Below are 16,979 nucleotides of genomic sequence, written 5' to 3'. Positions count from 1 at the left end.
GGAGGGTATGTACTGTCTGTAGAGGTGTGTGTAGATGTCTTCTCTGTGAGGAGGTTGTATGGCCAAGGTTGCTGACAGGTATCTGGTGGTGGATCCCTGGAAGGTGATCGAGGAGGGGTTCCATCCTGAACGGAGTATGGTGAGCGAGTCGCTCTTCTCGCTCGCGAACGAGTACATGGGGGTGCGGGGGTACCTCGAGGAGGGGGCGTCGTGCGCGTCGATGCGGGGGAGCTACTTCAACGGTGTGTACGAGGTGGAGAAGGAGGGGGAGACGGGGTACAAGGGGATCGTGACGACCACGCATTTCATGGTGAATGGTCCGGACTGGCTGGATGTGCGCGTGGAGGCGGATGGGGAGGTGCTCGATGTGGCGAAGTGTAACGTTACCTCTTTCCGGCGGGTGCTCCACCTGGATCGCGGTGTGCTCGAGCGTTCGCTGGTGTGGGAGACGGGTTCGGGGGCGGTCCTGGAGGTGCGGTCCGTCCGGTTCCTCCACCGCGAGGTGCCGCAGCGGGCCTATCACCTGCTGGAGGTGCGGGGTGTGAGGGGCGAGGCCGCGGTGAGGCTGTGGGCGGGGCACAACGGGGAGGTGATGCACTACAGCAGGAAGAAGTGCTACTGGGAGGGGGTGCGGAGTGGTGGGGGGGATGGGGTGGTGGGGCTCCTGGTGCGGACGACGGGGACGGGGCAGCGGGTGTTCACGGGGAGTGTGGTGGAGGTGGAGGGGGGCGGGGCCTCCCCGGTGGTGGAGGATATGAGGGTGGGGTTCACGGTGGAGGGGAGGGTTCGCGAGGGTGGGGCGCTCCGTGTGAGGCGGTTCGTGTACAACCTGGTGGAGAAGGACCAGGAGGTGGAGGACACGGAGGTGTGGCGGCGGGGGATGGCGGGGCTCGGGGCGCAGCGGGAGGAGGGGTTCGGGGAGGCGTTGGAGGCGGTGGAGGCCTACTGGGCGCGTGTGTGGGAGCGCTACGATGTGAGGATAGAGGGGGATCCGCTCACCCAGCAGGGGGTCCGTTTCTGCATCTTCCACCTGCTCCAGACGTACCAGGGACAGGATCCCTCGCACAACATCGGAGCAAAGGGGCTCACCGGCGAGGCCTACAACGGCCATGCCTTCTGGGATACCGAGACCTACTGCCTCCCCTTCTACCTTCTCACCAACGTGAAGGCGGCGCGGAATCTCCTCGAATTCCGCTATCGGACCCTGCCCCAGGCACGGAGACGCGCGGTTGAGGTGGACTGCCGCGGGGCCTGCTATCCCGTGGCTACGCTCAACGGTGATGAGGCCTGTACCCTCTGGCAGCACTCGAACCTCCAGCTCCAGCCCGGCACGGGTGTCGCCTATGCGATATGGCACTATCTCAAGGTCACCGGTGATCTCGACTTTCTCTACGACTACGGAGTGGAGATGCTCGTGGAGATAAGCCGGTTTCTGGTGTCGCGTGGCGACTTCAGCCAGCGAAGCGGACTGTTCGGTTTTTACGGTGTCATGGGGCCCGACGAGTTCCACATGATGGTGAACAACAACTGCTACACCAACTTCATGGCGAAGAAGACCTTCGAGTTCACCCTCTGGGCCCTCGACCGGATGGCGAAGGATCAGCCCGAACGTCATCAACACCTGGTGGAACGGTTGGGCCTTTCCGATGAGGAACGAAGGCAGTTCGTCACCTGTGCCGAAAAGATGATCATCCCCTACGACGAGAAGACAGGGGTGTTCGAGCAACACGAGGGGTTCTTCGACCTCCCTCACATCGACATCGACTCGATTCCGGTCACCGACTTCCCGCTCTACAGCCACTGGTCGTACGATCGCATCTACCGGTACGACATGATCAAGCAGCCGGACGTCCTCATGTTCCTCTTCCTCTATAACCGCGAGTTCTCTCTCGAGTGCAAGAGGGCCAACTACGACTACTACGATCCACGCACGGTGCACGAGTCCTCACTCTCGCCGGCGATCCACTCCATCCTCGCCGCCGAGCTCGGGCGCGAGGATGAGGCCTACCGTCTCTTCGGGTTCGCCACCAGGCTCGACCTCGACAACTACAACAGGAACACCCACGAGGGACTCCACCTCACCAGTATGGCGGCTGCGTGGCTCAACATCGTCTACGGGTTCGGCGGGCTCCGCACCGATGGCGACCGGCCCGCGCTCGCGCCCATGCTCCCGTCTGCCTGGAAGGGCTACTCCTTCTCGTTCGGATGGCGGGATGCGCGGATCGGGGTGGAGGTGGAAAGGGAAGGGGTGAGGCTCCGGCTCCTCGAAGGAGAACGCGTGGAACTCGACCTCTACGGAGAACCGGCGGTGCTCACCGATGAGGGGCTTGTCCGCCCGTTTCCTGAAAAGGGGAGGCCGCATGGGCTGGTATCTTGAGCACAACGAGGTGCCGTCCGACCGGGAACGGATCCTCCAGCTCGGTGTCACCTATGCCGTGGCGAACGGGTACATGGGCTACCGGGGGACGCTCGAGGAGTACACGGCCGACCAGTTCGTGGCGTGCAACCTGAATGGGGTGTACGACCGGGTGGGGGAGAAGTGGCGGGAATCGGTGAACGCGCCCAATCCGTTCTACGTCACCGTTTCGGTGGACGACGAGCCCTATTCGGTGGTGGATCGGGAACCGGCGTTCCACTGCCAGAAGCTCGACTTCCGCTACGGCCTCCACCGGAGGAAGACCTCGTGGAAGGCGGGAGGGCAGGCCGTCACCGTGCACGTGGAGCGTTTCGCGAGCATGGACGACGTGCACCTGCTCGCCATGTCCTATACGGTGAAGGTGGGAGCGGGGGGCAGGATCTCCGTCCGGACCGGGATAGATGGCCGTGTGTGGGACCTGAACGGTCCCCACCTCCACATCTACGATCGGGGAGTGAAGGGGGACGCGATCTACCTCGCCTCCCTCACGCAGGAGCTCCACGTTCCGGTGGTGGTGGCCGAGATCTGCAAACGGGATTTCTCCGCAGAGGAGCGCATCGTCACCACCGAGGAGGGCATCTACCGGGACTTCGTCTTCGAGGCCGAACCGCAGACCGAGTACACCTTTTGGAAGTTCGCAGTGGTCTATCACGGAAGGGACGGCGAGGAGGATGCCTTCCGTCTCGCCCTGGATGCGGTGGGCCGGGCAGCGCACACAGGGTACGATGCCCTCCTCAAGGCCCACAAGAGGGTGTGGGACCGTCTGTGGAAGACCTCCGACGTGAAGATCGAGGGCGATCCTGAGGCCCAGAAGGCCCTCAGGTACAGTATCTACCAGCTCTTGAGCTGTGCGCCCCGGCACACCGATCGGCTTTCCATCCCGGCCCGGGGGCTCTCGAGTCAGACCTACAAGGGGGCGGTATTCTGGGACACGGAGATGTTCATGTTTCCCTTTTTTCTCGCCACGCAGCCGGAGATCGCCCGCAACCTCCTCGGCTACCGCATACACACCCTCGAGGGGGCGAGGCGGAAGGCCCGGGAGTACGGCTACGCTGGGGCTTTCTATGCATGGGAGAGCCAGGAAACAGGCGACGATGCGTGTTCGCACTTCAATGTGGTGGACGTGTTCACGGGACGTCCCCTTCGTACCTATTTCAGGGACAAGCAGATTCACGTAAACGCCGCCATAGTGAAGGCCTTCCGCGACTATGTGGAACGTACGGGCGATGAGGGAGTGCTGATAGAGGGTGGGGCCGAGGTGATTCTAGAATGTGCCCGCTTCTACCTCTCGTACCTGTACTACCGTCCCCACCTGGAACGTTACGAGATCCTCGATGTGACGGGTCCCGACGAGTACCACGAGCGGGTGCACAACAATGCCTACACCAACCGGATGGTGAAGTACACCCTGGAGACCGCCCGATGGGTGGAAGACCGGCTTGGGGAGGCGTACCCCGACGCGTGGGCCGAACTGAAGGAGCGCCTCGGGTGGGAACGGGAGGCGAGGCTGATGGAAGACGTGACGGCCCGCCTTTACGTGCCTGATCCCGATCCCGAGACAGGAGTGATGGAGCAGTTCTCGGGATACTTCAAGCTCGAGGATTGTCCGCTCGAGGAAGTGAGATCCAGGCTCCTCGATCCCCGGGAATACTGGGGCGGTGACCTCGGCGTCGCCACCCACACCCAGATCATCAAACAGGCCGACGTGGTCCTCCTCCTCGCCCTCTTTCCCCATGAGTATTCCCGGGAGGTGATGAGGGCCAATTGGGAATACTACGAGCCCCGCACCGAACACGGGTCGAGTCTGAGCCACTACGTCTATGGCCTCGTGGCCTGTCATCTGGATATGCCGGAGCGGGCGTATCCCTTCTTCATGAAGAGTGCGACCATCGACATTACAGGGTCCTCGAAGCAGTTCGCCGGGCTCATCTACATAGGCGGGGCGCACCTCGGTGCCTGCGGGGGAAGCTGGATCCTCGCAGTCCGGGGGTTTGGTGGGTACCAGGGCGATGGAGTGCTCACACCCCGACTCCCGCAAGAGTGGAAGGCCCTTGAGTTCACCGTGTATGAAGGCGGTACGCCGCGGACATATCGAGTAACACCGGAGGGAACGACATGTCGCGCATAGAAGGTTTCGAACCGGAGAGGGATCTCCTCCCGTGGTGCAAAGGAGCCATCTTCGATCTCGATGGTGTCATCGTGGACACCGCACGGTACCACTATCTCGCGTGGAGGAGACTGGCCGAGGAACTCGGCTTCGAGTTCACTCCTGAACACAACGAGCGGCTCAAGGGAGTGAGCAGGATGCGCTCGCTCGAGATACTCCTCGAGGTGGGAGGTATCTCCGTGAGTCCCGAGGAGAAGCAGCAGCTCGCGGAGAAAAAGAACCGCTGGTACGTGGAGTACATCTCCGCCCTCACCCCCGATGCGCTTCTCCCCGGCGCCCGCGAGTTTCTCACGTGGTTGCGGGACCGGGGGGTGAAGATCGCCCTCGGTTCTGCGAGCAAGAATGCGCCCCTCATCCTCGACCGGCTCGGTATAACCGGGCTCTTCGATGCGGTGGTGGACGGTACCATGGTGGAGAAGGCCAAGCCCGATCCGGAGGTCTTTCTCAAGGGGGCCGGCCTCATGGACGTGGATCCAAGGGAGTGTGTGGTGTTCGAGGATGCGGTGGCCGGGATCGAGGCGGCACGACGGGGAGGGATGAAGGCAGTAGGAGTGGGCGATCCTGAGGTACTCGCAGAAGCCGACTGGGTCGTGCGGTCACTCGCCGAGTGCCTTCCCCCGGGGGGAGCATCCGAAGGGAGCTCGGAAGAGAAAAAACTTGACAGCTCGCCAGAGGGGGCCTACAATGGTGACGCCAAGTGTAACGTTAAACCTTTTTAGTTTAACGTTACATCTTACATGAAACCGTCGTATGGGAGCATGCCATGGAATCCAGAAAGGGGATTGTACGTTCGATGATCCTACCCGTTGTCCTTCTTTTCCTTGGAACCGTTGTCCTCGTTTCGATGCTCGGGTGCAAGACCGTCTACAGCCCGGAGGCAGATCAGAAACTCGTTGAGGAGGCCCTCGGGAGGATACGCATAGAGACGCCTCCTAACAGGAACGTGACGCGGCCTCTCGTGCTCGCGCACTACATGCCCTGGTACGAGGCTGTGGTTGATCCCGATCATCCCGAGAACGAGTACTTCGGCTGGCACTGGCACATGGGCTTCTTTGATCCGTACACCGTTGGTCCCGACGGCAAGCGGGAGATCGCCTCGCACTACTATCCCCTCACCGGGCCGTACGACTCACGTGATCCGGATCTCATCGAGTACCAGCTCCTGCTCATGAAGATGGCGGGGATAGATGGCGTGATCGTGGACTGGTACGGCATCAAAGACGCCCTCGACTACGGGTTCATCCACGAGGCCACCCAGGCCCTTTTCCAGAAGATCGAAGAGGCGGGGCTCAAGTTTGTGGTCTGTTACGAGGATCAGACCATCCGCCATATGATCGACACCGACTACATCAAGTCCACAGAGGCGGTGGACCATGGGAAGGAGGTCTTCTCCTGGCTCGAGGCCAACTGGTTCCAGAGCCCTTCCTACGTGAAGATAGAGGGAAGGCCGGTCGTGATGGTCTTCGGCCCCCAGTACTTCACCTCGGCCTCCGAGTGGGACGCGATATTCTCGGGCCTTGCCGTCAGGCCCTATCTCGTGACCCTGGATGCACACCTGGAGAACGCCGCCGATACCCTCTACCCCTGGCCTCCCATGTACCTCTCGGGTGGGGGAGAACTGAGCATCCTCAATGTGGTCGACTACCTCAACGGTTTCTACGCCAAGACCAACCAGAAGGAGCACCTCATTGCCACCGCCTTCCCGAGATTCCATGACATCTACCGCGAGGCGGGTGTGGGGCCGAGCTATGGGTACCTCGCGGACCTCGCAGGAGGCACCTTCCACGTGACCTTCATCGCGGCCGTGAGAGCAGTGCCCGACATCGTTCAGATCGCCACGTGGAACGACTACGGCGAGGGCACCGTGATAGAGCCCACCGAGGAGTATGGCTACCGCGACCTGGAGTACCTCCAGGAGTGGCGGAAATCGGTGGAAGCGGGCTTCCCCTTCTCCAAAGCCGATCTTCGCATCCCACTTGGGGTCTTCACACTGAGGAAGCAGGGGAACACCGATCCACGCATCGACCAGCTCGTCTCCGCGGTGTTCGCAGGCCAGGTGGAGACGGCCAGGAGCCTCGCACAAGAGCTTGGGCTTTGATCCGGCGTTGCCGGTACGGCATACCACAACCTCGTGATTATTGAGGAGGGCAGCAATGAACCTTAAACGATTCTTCATTCTGGTGGTGGGAGTGGGCCTCCTGCTCCTGGGAGCATGCTCGAATCCCGCAGGGAGCGAGGAGAAGAAAGACTCCGGGACCACCCTCGTTTCCGAGCAGGTGTCCATGTGGACCATTGCTCCGGGATCCGGAAACGAAGACCAATCTGCTGAAAACTACTCGGTTGCACCTGATGTCGACAACGTGAATCCGAATGGTGGCGGAACAGGCTGCATGAAGGTGACGTTCTCTTCCAATCCATGGGCCATGACCGAGCTCTACGCACCCATTCCCGACGATGACTACAGCGGGTACGAAGGGGTGGCCTTCGATATCAAGATCGATTATTCAGAAAACTTCTGTGTCATCGTAAGAGGGGACAATACGAGTGTGGGTGAGCAGCAACACTGGAAGTATGAGAACTACGTGTACTACGGAGGTACTCCGGATACCTGGCAGACCGTCCAGTTCGCCTTTGCCGATTTCACGGATCCCGGCTGGGCGACGAGCGGAAGCAATGTGGATGCGACGATCTATGATTTCTTCTCCAATCCAGACACCGTAGTGACGCAGCTCAACATCAATCCGATTCTCAATCTGGGTGACAGCGAAGCGGGGGAAGCTGAGGATACCCCCATCACCTTCTACATCGATAATATCCGTCTCTACGATGAGGATGGGGTGTTGGAGGATCTCGTGCTCTTTGATTTCGACGACGTCCAGGAGCAGTAATACCTGACTGAACAGGACGGGAACGTGTTCGTTCCCGTCCACTTCTTTTGGAGGTACCACATGGGCAAGCGATTGGTTTCTACCATTACCTTCTTGAGTATCTTCCTGATACTCGCCCCAATTCTTCCTGCCAAGGAAGTGCAGATGGAGCAATCGGCCCAGCTCGTCATCACCACCCGCACTTCCTTCGGCGTGGATCTCGACGAGCCTTACAAGTTCGGGCTCCTCACCGAGTTCCCCCGGCTGGGCCTCTACTACCGGCTCTCGCCCTGGCAGCCCCTCACCAATCTGGTGAAGAGCCCTGATCCTGTGGGATTCGTCGAGGTGTCGCTCCACCTCATGGAGATCCGGTTCACCAATGGACAGTATCCAGACGACAACAATCCTGGCGAGATCATAGGGTGGGGATGGAACGATCCCTCCACCGCCACCGGCTACTTCGCCCCGATTTATCTCGAGAACATGCGGGCGGGGATCGCCTGGAACAACTGGATCCTCCAGCTCGCGGCAGGCGGGGACGACGAGTTCTGGAAGCCGTGGAACCGGAGCCTGGCGTACGCGAACGAGCGCGTTCTCGCAAGCTGGGCCTACATGGACACCCGGGTGCAGTACCGCAGGGACATCGTACCCAACATGCCGACCATGGGTGAGACCTACTACTGGACCTTCTCGGATCAGAACAGCCCCATGGATCAGCTTGCCGCAGCTTACGGCGGTTCCATGATAGGGGTTCAGTACACCGGCGAGGAGTTCGTGGGCATGCTCAAGTTCGCCACGGAGTTCCCCTGGACCGCCCCCCAGATCACCGAGGAGAACAGCAACGGCCTGGCCGCAGGTTTCGACTATGCGATCACGCCGGCGGCACTCCCCGGATTCAGGACCATAGGGAGCATCGTGGGCAAGTACCAGTACGGTACCGATGCCGATCCCGATCCCATCGTGCTGGGCACCAAGGTCTCCTACGACATACCCATCGAGGTGGCGAGCGGCTTCGGCGGGCTCTCGGTGGAGCCGTACCTTGGCTACGACATCGCCGCCCAGATCCCTGAGACGGGAGATCCCCTCTGGTCCCACGAGATGGGTGTGGGAGTCACCTTCCATTGGCCGGGCACGTCGGGCTGGGCCTACGACTACCTCGCCGACCGCACCGGTGTCACGCAGCCCGGTATGAGTATTGCGTACAAGCTCTACCAGGAGGATCTCTCTTCCTCCGACGAGCCGGTGCAGAGCCTCCTCGTGACCCTCTTCGAGGATCCGGGCGACGAGGGCATCCTCTACGACGTGGGCATGGAGCTGGTGGCCGAGTGGATGGACTTCACCAATCCGGACAGCAAGATCCTCATCTCCCTCTATACCGACTACCTCACGCCGGTTTCCGCCGAGGGTATGCTCAGGCCGTGGGTGAAGCTTTTCTGGGACACCCTCTCCCCCGGTGGCGAGGTGGATCACAACCTCAAGTCCGACGTGGGCGTGAAGCTAGAGAACGTCATCCGGAACACCACTCTGGGGCTCACCTGGGAGTCGAGGAACCTCCTCGACGAAGAGGAAGGACCCGGACTGGGTTCCGCCTATGTCTATGCCGAGATCACATTCTAGGGAGGATCGTATGAAAGGATGGACGCGTCGCCTTGCCTTTGGCCTGCTCGTTGCCTTGGTGCTTGCAGGATGTGCGGTGACCAGCGGTGCCGTGAAGGAAGGCGCCCAGCCTTCAGCCGCAGCAGGCCCTTCTGAAGCCGAGACCGATCCCTACGCAGGGTACAAGAACCTCGCACTCGGAAGCCCCATCAAGGCCAACAACCACATCTACCAGTTCACCGCCGACAAGGCCGTGGATGGCGATGTACTCACCTACTGGGAAGGCGGGCCGAACAAGTATCCCAACGAGGTGGTGGTGGACCTGGGTGCCGTACACACCATAAAGGCCATCCGCATCAAGCTCAATCCTGCCCGTATCTGGCAGCCGAGAAAGCAGACCTTTGAGATTCTCATAAGCGACGACGGAGAGAACTTCACCGTGCTCGCACCATCGGCCGACTACGCCTTCCACCCGGTCCAGAACAAGAACACCGTCACCATACCGGTGGAAGGGCAGGGAAGGTACCTCAAGCTGGTGTTCACCGCCAACACCGAGGCCACGGCCGGCCAGATCGGCGAGCTCGAGGTCTTCGGAGAGTAGCCGACATGCCTGTATCCCTCCTGTGGACGCCGGGAGAGCTCCCGGCGTCCTTTTGCAAGGAGGCGTCGGGTGCAGCGCCTACCCTTCTGCGAAGAGGGCCCGTATGATCACGTCGGTGGCCTCCTCCTCGGTGAGCCCCCGGGCCATGAGGGTCTGCAGCTGTTTTGAGTCGACCGAACCGATGGCAGCCTCGTGCGTGATGTGCGCCGCCGGGTCCTCCACCTGAATGAGGGGCACGGCCCTGGCGACGGCCCTGTCCTGGACGATCTCCTTGCAGTCCACGTGCCCCCTCGCCCCGGGCGCCCGGGCGGTAAGCTCGTTGATCACCTCGGCCCGGGCCTCGTCCTTCACCGCGATGTGCGTCATGAGGACGGCGGTCGCATCCACGCCGTTGAGCGATGCCGCCTCGCGCACCTTTATCGTGTCGCGGCGCTTGCCGTACACGTACGTACGCAGGTCCACGCTGCTTCTCGCCTCTGCCTCCACCTCGTAGTCGAGGTCCACCACCCCCGCGCACCCCTCCACCAGGTAGAACTCGCTGAAGAAGCGTCCCCCTTCCTTCACCTTCACCCTCGTCTTGGGGATCACCACCACCCCGCCTTCAGGCCCATGGATGTGTTTCTCCACGTACCGGTACCTCGCACCTTCGCCTACTACGATGCGGGCATCCATGAGGTGCCGGATCTCCCTGGCATTGGGGAAGGTGCAGTGGGCCTGAAAGGCCACCGAGGAACCGGCCTCGAGGACTACGTGCATATCGATCTTCTGGATCCCTCGCTCTCCGGTCATCCCGAAGCACAGATGCACCGGCTTCTTTATGCGCGCCCCCTCCTTCACCACCACTTCCACCCGGATCCCATCTCCCCCTTCGACCTGCAGCGGAGAGGTTCGGACCTCGAGCCCCTCCACCGCGCCCTGGCTCACCACCCTTCCGCCATGAATCGCAAGGTGGGCCTGGTCGGGGGCATAGTGTGCCATCCGCAGAGAGGCAAGGAGGGCCTCGAGCAGGGCCTTGTCGTCGTTGGTGCTCATGCGCTGCCTACCTCACCGGGAACAGGATTGTTGGGATGGTTGCAGGGGTAGCACCGTGAGGAGAAGTAGGGGAGGATCTCCTCCACGGTACCCTCCCTGAGGAGCGTACCATTACACAGGAGGAACCCGCGATCGGCCTGCCTGAGCACCTGGGCGCTGTGGGTCACCAGGACCACCGTGGTCCCCCGGTCCTTCAGGTAGCCGATGAGGCCGAAGATGCGTTCCACCGCGTCGATGTCCACCCCGGAGTCGGGCTCGTCGAGCAGGGCCAGCGTGGGCCTCATGGCCACCACGGCGGCCAGCTCCACCCGCTTGCGCTCTCCGCCGGAGAGGCTCTGGTCCACCTTGCGGTCGAGGTAGCGAGCCGGGTCGAGCCCCACGAGCGAGAGGGCCTCTGCGGCCTCTTCCTCGGTGTGTCCCCGGGCCGACAGCCTGAGGTACTCACGTACCGAGAGACCGTCGAAGCGGGCAGGCTCCTGCCATGCGAGCGTGATGCCGAGGCGTGCCCGCTCGTCGATCGAGAGCGGGGTGAAGGGCTGTCCCTTAAAGAGGATCTCGCCCTCTATCTCCCGATACCCCGGAAGCCCCATGATCACGGCGGCGAGGCTGCTCTTGCCGGCGCCGTTGGGGCCCACCACTGCGTAGACATACCCCGCCTCGATATCGAGCGAGAGGTCGTCGAGGATGGGCTTTCCCTCTTTTGTGAGGGAGAGGTGACGGATCGAAAGAAGTGCCATCCGGATCCTTGTCGTAATGAAGATGGAGGAAATATATAACTTTTTACCCAAATGGATCAAGGCCTCCCGGAAGGTAGACGCTCCCCGGCGGCCGGCGATGCGGCCTTGTACCCGCCGCTTAATACGGCGGTACTCACCCCGCGATGAGGGCCTTCACGTCCATCCCCTCCCGCGCCCACAGGACGGTACCACCCTCGAGCGCCGTGCGAGCGAAGGGCTGTCCCCGTCGAACCTCTTCGACGGTGTAGACGAACACATCGATGTCTACAGGGAACTCCTCCGGTCGGTAGTGTGCCGAACGGTCGAGGAACGGCACCGGGGTGTCCCTCACCACCACGAGCAGGTCCACATCGCTTCCCACGCCGAACCGATCGGTGTTGAACGAGCCGAACAGCACCACTGTCTCCACCTCGGGCCGCTGTTGGAGCTTCTTCACGTAGTCATCCAGTGCGCGTTGGATGAGGGTGCGATCAACCGAGTAGATGACGAGCGAACCGAAGGATCTCCTCTGAATAGCGGAGGGCATCCTCTGCCTCCTTTCGCGTGTAGAACTCGGTGGGAGCCCCTTCCGGAAGACCATTGGGGTATCTGGTAGGGATATAGTGTTTGTCGAGGACGCGTGCAGCCTCGATCAGAGAAGGGGAGATGTCTATTCCTTCTTCTTTGAGATGTTGGAGCATATACGTGAGAGTATGGCCCCATACCGGCTCAAGGCGGTGGTCGTAGACTGCCTTCAGCGCCTTTTCGGCCGCCTGATGGGCCGCAAAGCACGCCCACTCGTAGTCGCCCGCTTCGAGGGAGTGCTGCGCATGCCGCAGGTCGGCCTCGGCCCTTGCCCACGCCGGTTCTGCCCATCTCGTGGGAGGAGATGATGAAGTAGGGGATGTAGGTGACGGCCTTTCCGAGGAGGGTGATGTGGAAGGTGAAGGGCTGTCCGGGGAGGTAGGTCTCGGCCGGGGGGAGGGGAGGGGTGATGAGGTAGCCGCGGCGTTCGTTGCCGGGCTGTTCGTTGGCCTGGATGAGCCAGCACACGGGGCAGGTGGCGACGTGTTCGGAGTCCACTTCCTTCCGGCGTTCGTAGGGCACGCCTGTGAGCGCACAGGTGGTGCGGAGCATCACCGAGAGGAGGGCGCCGCGGAGCAGGGTTCCGGCTCTGAGGCCTTCCAGGTGCACCGGGGTCTCCGGGGCGCAGGTGAGGCGCATCCTCAGGGCGGTGAGGGGGAAGGTGTGTGTGGGGCTGGGGGCGGGAGACGATGCGGGTGAGCCGGGAGCGTGGGCCATCATCACCTCCTTTGGGGGTATTGTGCACAAAGAGGGGGGATTGTTCCAGGGGGAGGTGGGGCGTGTAGGGGCTTGGAGGCTCACACCGGGCCGTCACCGGCTGGGGTGTGGTGTTCGTTGTAGAGGTCGATTGCCTCGGCGAGGGCGTCGATGCAAAAATCGATGTACCCGGGGTAGAGCTCGATGAGGTGGTCGTGACGGAGCAGGGTCTTTTTTGCGAGGAGCACGGGGAAGATGCTGTGGCTCGAGACGATGACCTGGAAGTGGCGGGCGAGGGCGGGGAGGATGTGTCGCCAGAGGATGAACTGGGCGCCGAAGCCCACGTGGTGGTCCGGCTCGTCCAGAAGGAGGGCGGGGCGGAGGTCGGGGGAGAGGCGGTAGAGGGGGAAGCGGGAGAGGATGGCGTCGATGAAGGTGTTGATCGCGCCGGCCCGGATCTCGCCGTCTGAGCGGAGTTCGGGATGGGCGAGGAAGAGGTCGGAGCGCACGAGGTCCTCAGGGCTGAAGAGGAGGACGGGAGCGGTATCCCGTTCGGCGTGGTAGGTGAAGGGGAGGGGGTCGGTGATGAGCCCGGCGGCGTGGGCGAGGGTGCGGATGATGGTGGTCTTGCCGCTGCCGTTGGGCCCGTAGAGCACGGTGAGGCCCGGAGAGAAGGTGAGGGGTCTGCGCCGAATGCCGGGGAGCTTGGTGGGATAGCCTGTGGTGTAGGTGAGGGTGTGGATCATGGAGCCTCCGGGTGCTCACAAGCGGAGCAGCGATACGATGAATGGAGAGGCCATCCAGAGGGAGAAGAGGAAGATCACTCCGTAGCCTGCTGCCTCGATGATCTTCACGACCGGCCGGCTCCTCTTTCCCATGCGTGAGATGGCGGAAAACGCGCCGGTCCGTCCCGCGTAGCCGAGATACCCGAAGGCGGAGATGACCACGGCCATGCCTGCGGACATGGCGAGTACGCCTGCGAGGCCGAGGCCCTCGGCCTGCTGGGTGATGGCGAAGATGAGGAGCATGGTGGCCCCCGGGCAGGGGATGAGGCTCGCGGTGATGATGAGGAGGTAGAGTGATCTCCTGTCAGGGGGGACGGCTGCGTCATGAGGGGATGGGTGATGGTGGAGGAATGTGTGGATCAGGAATACCATGGCGAGCACGGCGAGCAAGAGGAAGGTGATTCCCTCGAGGTAGAGGCCCGCACGTTGGGAGACGATGAAGAGTGAGGTTCCTGCGGTGAGGAGACGGTAGAGCAGGATGAGGATCACCGCGGTGCCTGCATGGAGGAGGGCCGAGAGGGAGCCGAGGGCGAGTGGATCCCACGGCCGGGCAGGGTGGGAGACGAAGGTGCTGAAGATGATGGTCTTTCGGTGCCCGGGCCCCAGGGCGTGCAGGAATCCGTAGAGAAAGCTCACGAGGATGAACATCCAGAAGACGCCCGGTCGGCCTTCTTCCCGAAGCCTGGCGATGAGATCACCGATCTTCTCCCGGAAATCGAGTTGTGCCTCGAGGAGCCGGCGGGGCATCCACCCCCCCGAGGGGAGCGTGGTGATGGTATGGGGGGTATCGGATCCCACGAAAGGGTTGGCCTGGCCGTAGAGGAGGGAAGGGGAGAGAAGGAGGAACCACAGGATGATGTGTCGCATGGCTTATTGCCCCCCGGGGAAGACGAGGTGGACTTCTTCAGGGTAGGCTGTCTCAAGCCCGGGACGCCATTTGGTGTGGATGGTGGTGTCGGTCACAGGGCCGTAGGGATCGTAGTATATGGGATAGTTCTTGTTTTCCTGGATGTTCCACCGGGGGAGAGGAGCCCCTTCCCGTTTCTGTACCACCACCACCGGCTCTTCTTCCTGGTACTTCACTGCACAGAAGTACGAGGGGTCGAATATGGAGACGTAGAATTCCCCGGTGAAGCCCTCTGGGAGCGGAACGTAGAAACGGTAGTGTACGTTGTTGTCCTTCTGTGAGGCAGTGAAGTGGAGGACCTTGCGAGGGTTGGTCCTGGTCTCTCCTTGTCTGAGGAAGACAAAGAAGCCGTAGTGTTCCAGGTTGATGAATGCATTGTCGTGGATGAGTCGAATCTCCTGTTCGTTGAAGGTGCCGTCGCGGTCGCGGTCGAAGTCGTGGATGATCGATGCCGAGAAGAAGCGATCGAAGTCCCAGTCCACCCAGAAGCCCGGACACCGGGCACCTTCGAACTCGAAGGTGAGACGGGTGATAATGAGCATGTGTGGGTGCGCCGTTGCGTGAAGACTACCGAAGAGGAACACCACCGGGAGGAGCGTGCGTCTGAGGAAGTACATGCTGTGATGATAGCCGAAAGATGGGCTCAGGGACAAGCGAGTAATGAGCATTTGACAAAAACCCGAAGCCTCCGTATGTTGAACACAGATCCGGATGAACGGAGCACGGTATGCCACGACCTGCACGACCAAGACGCGTGATGTCTCTTCCCCGGCATCTGGTGTACAAGCCGGCAGGGGTGCCTTTGGCGGAGTTGGCGGTGGTAGGGCTCTCGCTGGACGAGTGTGAGGCGCTCAGGCTCGTGGACCTGGAGGATCTCTCCCAGGAGGATGCGGCCCGGCTCATGGGGGTCTCTCGGCAGACCGTCTCTTCCATCGTGCGGACTGCGCGCCGGAAGGTGGCCGAGGCCCTGGTGACCGGCAAGGCGCTCAGGGTGGAGGCGGGACCGGTGGACTACCCCGCGCCGCTCCACTTTCGATGCAGGAAGTGCGGCCACCAGTGGGAGGGCTCGCTCGCACCCGAGTCGGTGAAGGCCCGAGGCTGCGGCCACGAGGAGTTCGTGGAGCTCTCCTCCTCGTGAGGAACCGGAGACCCGGGAGAGCATTCGCCGGAGAGGGGGTGAGGATGGGACGATCCACGTCCGATGGGCGATCCCACTACGAAGGTCGGAGGGAGGGGTTCACGTTCGAAACGCTCGATCTCCTCAATACACTCCCTGACGGTCTTTTCGTCGTGGATGAGGCGTGGCGGATCGTGTATTTCAATGAGACGGCCGCCGAGATCACCGGTGTGTCCCGCGAAGAGGCAGAGGGGAGGCCCTGCTGGGAGGTCTTCAGATCGAGCATGTGTGAGGGGGGATGTCCCCTCCGAGAGGCCATGAGGAGAGGGGCTCCTGTACGGGAGAGAAGCGGATACATCGTGAGCGCAGAAGGGGAGCGTATCCCGGTGGTGGTCTCTTCCCAGGTGGTGCTCCACAGTGAGGGGGGCATGAGGTGGGGTGTGGAGCTCTTCCGTCCGGTGGGGGAAGGTGGGACAGACGGTGCCGACCCGGCGGGGGACGAGCTTCTCACCAGGAGTCCTGCGATGAAGCCGGTGGTGGAGCTCCTCCCCGAGGTTGCCCGTACGGAGGCGGTGGTACTCATCACGGGAGAGACGGGTACGGGCAAGGAGGTGGTGGCGAAGGCCATCCATCGGCTCAGTCCTCGACGGGAGGGGCCGTTCGTGCCCGTCCATTGTGCAGGGTTGCCGGAGTCGCTCCTGGAGGCAGAGCTTTTCGGCTACAAGCGAGGGGCCTTCACCGGGGCCGATCGTGACAAGCCGGGCCGTTTCGCCCTCGCGCGGGGCGGTACGCTCTTTCTCGACGAGATAGGGGAACTTCCTCTCCACCTGCAGGTGAAACTTCTCCGGGTGCTCCAGGACAGGATGTACGAGCCGGTGGGTGGGCTGAGGCCCGAGAAGCTGGATGCGAGGATCCTCGCGGCCACCCACCGGGATCTCGAGGAGGAAGTGAAGGCCGGGAGGTTCAGGGAGGACCTCTACTACAGGCTCAACGTGGTGAGGATCCACCTCCCCCCGCTGCGGGAGCGGAGGGAGGACATCCTCCTCCTGGCCGAGGCCTTTCTCGCCCGGTTCACCGGGGTCTACGGACGGGACATCAGGGGCTTCAGTCCCGAGGTGGTGGAGGTGTTTCTCCGGTATTCCTGGCCGGGGAACGTGAGGCAGCTCGAGCACGTGGTGGAACGTGCGGTGATCGTGTGCCACGAGGAGTTCATCCGGCTGGAGCACCTGCCTGAGGAGCTCGTGAGGGAGGCGGGTGTGGGGGAGAAGGGGGAGGGCGGGGGCCTTCGGACGGAGCGGGAGCGTGTGGAGAGACGACGCATCCTCGAGGCGATTGCGGCCTCCGGGGGATCGGTGAAAGATGCGGCGCGGCTCCTCGGTGTGCACCGGAGTACGCTCTACCGGAAGATGCAGCGGCTGGGGATTCGGCAGGAGAGGTGAAGGATCTGTTGCGGGTATGCGACAGGAGGAGACAGAGGTGTCGCATGAGTGCGAC

The 16,979-nt window shown here is 62.2% G+C and carries 17 protein-coding genes; 9 read left to right on the top strand and 8 right to left on the bottom strand.

From position 1 onward, the window contains the following. The first annotated feature begins 58 nt into the window (after positions 1-58). From STHERM_RS07620 to STHERM_RS07590, 7 genes are all read left to right on the top strand, one after another. Complete coding sequence (locus STHERM_RS07620) at positions 59-2,377, top strand: glycoside hydrolase family 65 protein (RefSeq protein WP_013314313.1); 2,319 nt, start codon at positions 59-61, stop codon at positions 2,375-2,377. Next, on the top strand, positions 2,361-4,544 hold the full coding sequence (locus tag STHERM_RS07615; RefSeq protein WP_013314312.1) for a glycoside hydrolase family 65 protein: 2,184 nt from the start codon (positions 2,361-2,363) through the stop codon (positions 4,542-4,544). Before STHERM_RS07620 ends, STHERM_RS07615 begins: the two co-directional genes overlap by 17 nt. Next, on the top strand, positions 4,532-5,302 hold the full coding sequence (gene pgmB, locus STHERM_RS07610) for a beta-phosphoglucomutase (protein WP_013314311.1): 771 nt from the start codon (positions 4,532-4,534) through the stop codon (positions 5,300-5,302). The genes STHERM_RS07615 and pgmB overlap by 13 nt, the downstream gene beginning before the upstream one ends. 44 nt (positions 5,303-5,346) lie before the next feature. Further along, entirely contained in the window at positions 5,347-6,681 is a 1,335-nt protein-coding gene (locus STHERM_RS07605; RefSeq protein ID WP_013314310.1) for a glycoside hydrolase family 71/99-like protein, read from the top strand. A 55-nt stretch (positions 6,682-6,736) separates the two neighbouring features. After that, complete coding sequence (locus STHERM_RS07600; RefSeq protein WP_013314309.1) at positions 6,737-7,471, top strand: hypothetical protein; 735 nt, start codon at positions 6,737-6,739, stop codon at positions 7,469-7,471. Between the two features lie 144 nt (positions 7,472-7,615). Beyond that, entirely contained in the window at positions 7,616-9,067 is a 1,452-nt protein-coding gene (locus STHERM_RS07595; protein WP_237223219.1) for a hypothetical protein, read from the top strand. A 10-nt stretch (positions 9,068-9,077) separates the two neighbouring features. Then, positions 9,078-9,647, top strand: coding sequence for a discoidin domain-containing protein (locus STHERM_RS07590; protein WP_013314307.1), 570 nt, complete (start codon positions 9,078-9,080; stop codon positions 9,645-9,647). Positions 9,648-9,725: 78 nt separating this feature from the next. Here the strand turns inward: STHERM_RS07590 and STHERM_RS07585 are convergent, their stop codons facing one another. The 8 genes from STHERM_RS07585 to STHERM_RS07555 form a co-directional block, all read right to left on the bottom strand. Further along, positions 9,726-10,679, bottom strand: coding sequence for a SufB/SufD family protein (locus STHERM_RS07585; protein WP_013314306.1), 954 nt, complete (start codon positions 10,677-10,679; stop codon positions 9,726-9,728). Continuing rightward, the gene (locus STHERM_RS07580) at positions 10,676-11,416 is read right to left on the bottom strand and encodes an ATP-binding cassette domain-containing protein (protein ID WP_013314305.1); all 741 of its coding nucleotides are present in this window, start codon (positions 11,414-11,416) and stop codon (positions 10,676-10,678) included. Before STHERM_RS07580 ends, STHERM_RS07585 begins: the two co-directional genes overlap by 4 nt. 133 nt (positions 11,417-11,549) lie before the next feature. Further along, on the bottom strand, positions 11,550-11,942 hold the full coding sequence (locus STHERM_RS07575; protein WP_041623433.1) for a nucleotidyltransferase domain-containing protein: 393 nt from the start codon (positions 11,940-11,942) through the stop codon (positions 11,550-11,552). Continuing rightward, on the bottom strand, positions 11,887-12,234 hold the full coding sequence (locus tag STHERM_RS11490; RefSeq protein ID WP_071650359.1) for a HEPN domain-containing protein: 348 nt from the start codon (positions 12,232-12,234) through the stop codon (positions 11,887-11,889). Before STHERM_RS11490 ends, STHERM_RS07575 begins: the two co-directional genes overlap by 56 nt. Next, positions 12,125-12,697, bottom strand: a complete 573-nt coding sequence (locus tag STHERM_RS11955; RefSeq protein WP_041623432.1) for a hypothetical protein — start codon at positions 12,695-12,697, stop codon at positions 12,125-12,127. Before STHERM_RS11955 ends, STHERM_RS11490 begins: the two co-directional genes overlap by 110 nt. A gap of 80 nt (positions 12,698-12,777) precedes the next feature. Then, positions 12,778-13,422, bottom strand: a complete 645-nt coding sequence (locus tag STHERM_RS07565) for an AAA family ATPase (protein WP_013314301.1) — start codon at positions 13,420-13,422, stop codon at positions 12,778-12,780. A gap of 15 nt (positions 13,423-13,437) precedes the next feature. Next, on the bottom strand, positions 13,438-14,328 hold the full coding sequence (locus STHERM_RS07560; protein ID WP_013314300.1) for a nickel/cobalt transporter: 891 nt from the start codon (positions 14,326-14,328) through the stop codon (positions 13,438-13,440). Positions 14,329-14,331: 3 nt separating this feature from the next. After that, positions 14,332-14,985 carry a DUF1007 family protein gene (locus tag STHERM_RS07555; RefSeq protein ID WP_041623429.1) on the bottom strand — a complete coding sequence of 218 codons (654 nt, stop codon included), beginning with the start codon at positions 14,983-14,985 and terminating at the stop codon, positions 14,332-14,334. Between the two features lie 110 nt (positions 14,986-15,095). Here STHERM_RS07555 and STHERM_RS07550 point away from each other — a divergent pair, with 110 nt between their 5' ends. After that, complete coding sequence (locus STHERM_RS07550) at positions 15,096-15,506, top strand: DUF134 domain-containing protein (RefSeq protein ID WP_013314298.1); 411 nt, start codon at positions 15,096-15,098, stop codon at positions 15,504-15,506. Between the two features lie 44 nt (positions 15,507-15,550). Further along, a complete protein-coding gene (locus STHERM_RS07545; RefSeq protein WP_013314297.1) occupies positions 15,551-16,924 on the top strand; it encodes a sigma-54 interaction domain-containing protein in 1,374 nt (457 codons plus the stop codon). The last annotated feature ends 55 nt before the right edge of the window (positions 16,925-16,979 follow it).

The organism is Spirochaeta thermophila DSM 6192, from assembly GCF_000147075.1.
Lineage (GTDB): Bacteria > Spirochaetota > Spirochaetia > Winmispirales > Winmispiraceae > Winmispira > Winmispira thermophila_A.
This window is presented reverse-complemented; position numbering and strand designations above follow the sequence as displayed.